Genomic DNA, 1,405 nt, shown 5'->3' with positions numbered 1-1,405 from the left:
ATATTCAATCGGTCATTAAAATGCGCAAGCTTCTTATCACTGAAAGAACTCGTCTGATTAATCAAGTTAGAGGACTTTTATCGGAATATGGCATCATTATTCCAAAGGAAAAACAACATTTGGTAAAGCTATACCAAATATCCTTGAAGATGCTGAGAATCAACTTTCATCGTTTTTGGCGTAAACCCTTAGCTCCAGATTCATCTAAAACTAACACCATGTTTTCCATTATTTATCCTTAGAACATAACAGTATATTAATAAGCATTCTTACTTTTATACGAAAATATACTTATAAAGAATTGAGAACATACTCGATATTATCGTTACATATTATGAACTTACTAGCAATTTATTACTCCTGCAGATTTGAAAGAGGAGCTGAAAAGTAAAAAATGTATTTAATCAGGCTTATTAAATACAAGCTGAAATATTAAACTTTTAATTATCAAGTTGTTATGGCTCTACCTCTGTTTTTAACAAGAAATATTCCTGATTAAAAACGGAACTAAAACGATAAAATCTCCATGTTTCATTATAACTGTTCATATATACAGACAACAAAACTAATCCCAAATTACGTTAATAAGATATGAATGATTATTTGTTCTAAGAAGCTTTGGGGCCAATATGATTTTGCTCAATATTGGATAAAGTTTGTTAGACTACTTTAGATTGGTAGGTTAATAAGTAGGGGAATGTTCGATTTATTTTCAGCATTAACCTATATGTTACTTCTAATACTGACTAAGGTGTTTTAGGCTTATCCGATACTTCGGGTAAGTGCCGACTGCGCGGCACATATCCTTATTTATTATGTGTAATTAATTTGATACTCTAGTCCAGCCGATTACTTCTTTGTTCGTTAATTCACTTATCGCGCCGTTCCAATTTTTATATTGACCACCCTCAGTTTGGAACTGACCAAAGCATTGCGTAGTTCCATTCTCGGTCTGCAATCGTGATTGATGTATCGAAACAATTTTACCTTTTTCTTTTCCTGCTTGATCGATCCAGTATTGGAAACTTGATGCATTTTCTGTGCAACTCGGTCCGTAATGTGCGTATTGCTGATAAACAGACTTGCCAGCAAAGAAAGAAGCAAGTAATACACCGATAATAATTATTTTTATTACTATAGTCAGAGCTGTATTTGTTTGGTCAAGTGTGCTCTTTTTTGTTGTCGATTTTGAATCATTAACTTCACTTTTTTGTACTTTTGTATCTTCCATTATTATTCCTAGTTATTGATATAAAAAGGTATTTTATTAAAGTACGATTCAATATAATGTGAGTGGTGACTCATATAAAACAAGAACAAGTTCTATGTTGGAGTTTTGTTGGAAAATCACTGATTTTACATCTCACCTTCACGAACACTTCACATCTCATCCTTTATTCTTCGC

1 protein-coding gene and 1 pseudogene are annotated in these 1,405 nt (G+C 32.3%); one reads left to right on the top strand and one right to left on the bottom strand.

All coding sequences use genetic code 11. From position 1 onward, the window contains the following. Nucleotides 1–242 (top strand): annotated as a pseudogene (locus tag I3255_RS14335) (hypothetical protein); the annotation flags it as partial. A gap of 581 nt (nucleotides 243–823) precedes the next feature. On the opposite strand, the gene I3255_RS14330 reads toward I3255_RS14335, so the two are convergent. After that, a complete protein-coding gene (locus I3255_RS14330; RefSeq protein ID WP_036764205.1) occupies nucleotides 824–1,231 on the bottom strand; it encodes a hypothetical protein in 408 nt (135 codons plus the stop codon). Between the last annotated feature and the right edge of the window lie 174 nt (nucleotides 1,232–1,405).

Origin of the sequence: Psychrobacter sp. Ps6 (assembly GCF_022129235.1) — a bacterium.
GTDB lineage: Bacteria > Pseudomonadota > Gammaproteobacteria > Pseudomonadales > Moraxellaceae > Psychrobacter.
This window is presented reverse-complemented; position numbering and strand designations above follow the sequence as displayed.